Here is a 4,603-nt window from a genome sequence, read left to right as displayed (position 1 = left end):
GTTTGCTCCATGAAGTGAACCGCCCCGTGCGGACCCGCATGCGGGGTGGTGTGGGGGCTGGAGGTTAAAAGCCTCCGGCTACCCGATTTATATTTTTCTTTTTTTTAATAAACACCTATTAAATATACCCCGATCATCGTTAACTTGATCAATATGAATAATATCCATTGAATCTTTCAGAGATTCTATTTGCTCATTTCCAATAATGAGGTTTTTTGTATTCTTACGTTTTTGTTCCATAATTTTGTCAAAAGCGACTAAAAGTAAAACTCCATTTGCATTTAGTAGATCAGGTAATAATTGTATTGATTTTTGATCAGGAATGAAATGATTAAGGATAATATTATCAAAGCTCCCAATTTTCGATAGCTCTGTTTCATTATTAATATCCATTAAAACAGTAACAACATTAGAACTAATTTCCTTTATTTTATGCAAACCAGTTTCTGAAAAATCTATCGCTGTTACATGGTAGCCTATTTCATTTAAATATATTGAATTTCTTCCGTCTCCAGCCCCTAAATCCAGAACTGTTTTACCATATAACAAATGTTTTTTTTCAATTAGGTATTCTTCTGGTGGAATAGAATTGATTCTATTATCGAAAACATTGTTCCAAAAAACTGCATCCATAAATTCTTCCTATTTTTATTCCGAGGCAAGGATGCCGAGGATTTGAATTCCGATTAGTCGGACTTTTCACTTAACGTTTCAGAAATATGCGAAGTTGCCTGGTACCCCGAAGGGGTTGATAAATATCTGGAAAATTGTAATACAATTTTACGGATATTTGTTAAAGGCAATTTTGGTGAAGGGCTTTAGCCCGTAACTGCATATTTCTTGTTATAGGCTGTACCGCACCCTCCGGTTGCCAGTTTCTTAAAATACCCGCGCCCCACCACCGGAGCCATGGATGGCGGAGGCGGTTCCCCTCTCTATTTCATCATTTTTTTATAATGTTCTTCATAACCACTTTGAATAAAGACCAGGCCAAAAGCTTCTTTGAAATCATCATAATTAAATTCTTTGAAATCAAAAATATTTTGTCCAAGAGAATGTGATTCCCTATTAACATAACGACAGAAAGCTTGAAATCTAGTTGCCTGTAATTCTGGCTTTTGAAATACATTATTCAGATCTCTTCTCTCAATAAAATTAAAGAAATACTCAATGATATTGCGCATACAGTTTGCAATTAAGGCTGGTGGCTGTTGGGCATCCTTTATAATATACCAGTATGAATGATAATCATTTTGGATTTCTTCATATTTCAGATCTGCTAATTGTGTACCAGTACTATTTTTCAATAATCGAAAAAGCTTTTGATTCTCCTTTCTTCTTTCATGATTTGTATCTGTCATTTCATAAAAAAAGTAAAGACTATGGGTAAGTAAAAATAATTGCTCGACATTTGAGAAATTTAAGAATTCATTCTTAATCATTTGACCAACATTGAAAATATAAACATGTGACAAGCTTGAAATTGGATCATCTATAATTATTATTTTTTTATTAGCTTGGGACGAAGCAGATTTTTTCCCTTTGCATAACTCCCTAAAATAAAGGAAGCTGATTATCATTTTTTCACCTTCACTTAAAGTTTTAAAGGTCTCGCTACATTCTTCACTGCGTTTTATCTGATATAATTCATCTTTGTATTTTTCAATTTTAAACCCATCTATCCCAAGTTCTGTTAATCCACTATTTATATTCCCAATAGCTTCTTCAATATTGATAGTTTTCTTTTGCTCTTCAACTGCAACTTTTCGTTGCTCTAATAATTTTTGATCAATATTTTCTAATTCATCATCAATTGATTTTATATTCTTCTCTATGCTACTTTTTTCTTTAAGATATACACTGACTGTCTGGTCATAATCCCAACGCATAATCGACCAGAATTTATTTTTGATATTACTAAGAGTTGTTTCTTTATTGTCAATTTTGTCATTGTGATCAGTAATGGAGATGTTTATATCAGTAATAAAATTATTTAAAACATCAACCATTTCTGAACTATCAGTTAGAGCTATAATTTTGCTAGGTGCATTGATCTTATCATCAATAAGGTGAATATTTCTCTTAAGAGTAGTAATTAATCCATCAAATAAATTATCAAACTTATCTTCATTCTCTGAAATGAAAGGATTTACGACATATACTTCTTTCTGATTTATACGGTTTATTTCATCTTCATAATTGTTTTTTAATTCTTTGATATCATTGAGATCCTTTTCATATGATTCATCAAAAAAGCTTTCGATCTTTTCTTTTAGTTCACTGGTAATTGTCTTTTGTTGACAGAATGGACATGCATCACCATCTGGAGAAATCGTTTCTGATAAGAATCCGAGTCCTTTTTTTACCCAATCAGAATTACCTAACTCTTTTATCAATTCAGCGATTGTACTATTTTCATTCCCAACAATTTGTTTTTGGAATAATTCACTTGTCTCAATACCGTTTTCTGAAAATTCAATTTTTGGTAACAAAGCATACTTTTGAGCGTTGCTTCCCTGAACGGCTTCAACTTCTTTTTTTAATTGCTCTACTGTATCTAATGGCTTTTCTTCTAACTTTTCTATCGAAAGAATGTGATTAAAAAGTTTTTCTTTTTGGCCTTTTAGGTTTTCAAGGCAATATTCAAGAACTCGGTCTCCTCCAGCATACTTTGTTTTGATTTCCCAGACTCGATTTTCTGAATTTTTCTTTTTATCATCAAGTTCTGTTTCTTGCTTGGTCTTTTCCTCGTTCTTGATCGTCTTTTTAGATTCTAAGCCTTCAATTTCCTTCTCGGCTGCTTTTACTTTTTCTTCAGCGACTTTATTTTCTTTGGATAGAGTGAATATTCCTTTAAGATTTTCTGATTCATAAAAATAGTCCCTAATAAATTGTTGATTATATACGAGGATATCTTCGCTATTATGACCTTCAGTTGAGCAATTTGAAAAACGTGGATCAGAAGGATTATATAAGAAATCTGACAAAGTACTTTTGCCAGTACCATTCAAACCATAAATAAGATTGACTTTCTTATCGGTTTCAATAATAACGGAGTTCTTATAACTTGCGACCTTGTTCATTGTAATTTTATTAATCACAAGATCCCCCTTAACTGCTTTCTTGTATATTTACTTCTACTAAACTCATTTTTTATAATTTCCTAAATCCCTTATATTAGCCCGGCATGGACGCCGGGCTTCTTGGGGCGCGGGGATTTTAAGACCGCCTATATTTATTTATATCATATTATCGAAACGCATTGGTGCGGTATTGCCTATAACGGCACGCGAATATACGAAGGTGCCTGTACCCCGTAGGGGTTGATAATTACACGGGAAATTGTAACACAATTTAACGGGTAATTGTCAAAGGCATTTTGGGTGGAGCCGAAGGCGGAACCGTATATTCGCTGTTGTAGGCAGTTCATTTAAGGATGTTTACGTCTTGAAACGACAACCATATTTTTCCTGTCCTTTATTCCATTCCGGACAAAGAAAGATTCCTTGCCAGAGAAAGTCTCTGCATAAATCGAAGTATGGTTGAAATTTGTTTTAATCTCAGAAATCAACATTGTACCAACACCCATTCGTTGGCAAGCAAGGGAGACGACAACTTCAGCAATCCATGTAGTGTGATAATTGTCACTCAGAACTCTGGCAAAACCTATTAGGTTACTAGATTCCTGATCTATAGCAAAAACAGAGTAGGTTGAGTTTTTAAAATAGTTTTCTACGAGTTCTGGATCATAGGAGTCTCCCCATCCATTCTCGATATATAGAGAAATAATCTCTTCTATTTTGATCTTTTCAATGTTGGTTTCTGTTCGAATTTGCAAGGTAGTCCTTAAATTAATTGCCTACAACGTTCTGACAATATATGAAGTGTAGCACGAAGTGCTGCATTTGGCGAAGCCCGAGTGAAACGAGCATATATTGTCTGTTAGATGCTTTGGCTCAGGTGGTTACAATATTTTCTGCATTATAGTAAAGGATTCTGATTTCTCAATTACATTCTCTATACTTCTAAAACCGACTTTTTCATAACATCGAATAGCTCTTTTATTGGATGACAAGACATCCAATTTTATTTGCAGAAAACCATGAGAATGGAAAAAATTGCTAATCCATTCCAATATAAGAGAACCAACACCCTTATTACAGTAATTTGGATGAATTCTGATGCCCATATTCCCAATTTTTTTTTCTTTCCAATCAATTTGTAAAATTGAGAAATGACCTACAAGTATACCATTGCTGCTTAAAACAGATAAAATGATATTGTTATCGGTAATTTTGTCACGAAACTTATTAATCTGTTCTTCGAATTTTAAGAATCTTGAAGAAGAATTGAATAAAACATATTCATCTGGATAATCAGGCCAATTAGCTCTTATGCAATGATCGATAGAATTGGCTTCTCTTATGTAATAATCACCAACTTTTTGAGGAAGATTGTATGTAATTTCTGTTTTAGTCATAACAAATATATTCCTGAGCCATTGCATCTAACGTTCTGCGAATATACGATGTTTTTTTCGTTCCGCAGGACTGGCAACATTATTGCGACTTTGTAACCCGGAAACAGTTTAAACATAATCCAT

At 33.4% G+C, this 4,603-nt stretch carries 4 protein-coding genes; all 4 read right to left on the bottom strand.

The genetic code is table 11. The annotated features are described in order from the left end of the window. Positions 1-87 precede the first annotated feature (87 nt). The 4 genes from HNR50_RS21975 to HNR50_RS21960 all read right to left on the bottom strand — a co-directional run bounded on the left by HNR50_RS21975 (position 88) and on the right by HNR50_RS21960 (position 4,480). On the bottom strand, positions 88-633 hold the full coding sequence (locus HNR50_RS21975) for a class I SAM-dependent methyltransferase (RefSeq protein ID WP_184748964.1): 546 nt from the start codon (positions 631-633) through the stop codon (positions 88-90). A 302-nt stretch (positions 634-935) separates the two neighbouring features. Next, positions 936-3,101, bottom strand: coding sequence for an AAA family ATPase (locus HNR50_RS21970; RefSeq protein WP_184748963.1), 2,166 nt, complete (start codon positions 3,099-3,101; stop codon positions 936-938). Between the two features lie 329 nt (positions 3,102-3,430). Then, positions 3,431-3,838 (bottom strand): GNAT family N-acetyltransferase, encoded by a 408-nt coding sequence (locus HNR50_RS21965; RefSeq protein ID WP_184748962.1) that lies wholly within the window; start codon positions 3,836-3,838, stop codon positions 3,431-3,433. A 126-nt stretch (positions 3,839-3,964) separates the two neighbouring features. Further along, the gene (locus HNR50_RS21960) at positions 3,965-4,480 is read right to left on the bottom strand and encodes a GNAT family N-acetyltransferase (protein ID WP_184748961.1); all 516 of its coding nucleotides are present in this window, start codon (positions 4,478-4,480) and stop codon (positions 3,965-3,967) included. Between the last annotated feature and the right edge of the window lie 123 nt (positions 4,481-4,603).

Source organism: Spirochaeta isovalerica (assembly GCF_014207565.1).
Lineage (GTDB): Bacteria > Spirochaetota > Spirochaetia > DSM-2461 > DSM-2461 > Spirochaeta_F > Spirochaeta_F isovalerica.
The sequence above is the reverse complement of the archived record's forward strand: the minus strand, read 5'-3'. Positions and strand labels throughout refer to the sequence as shown.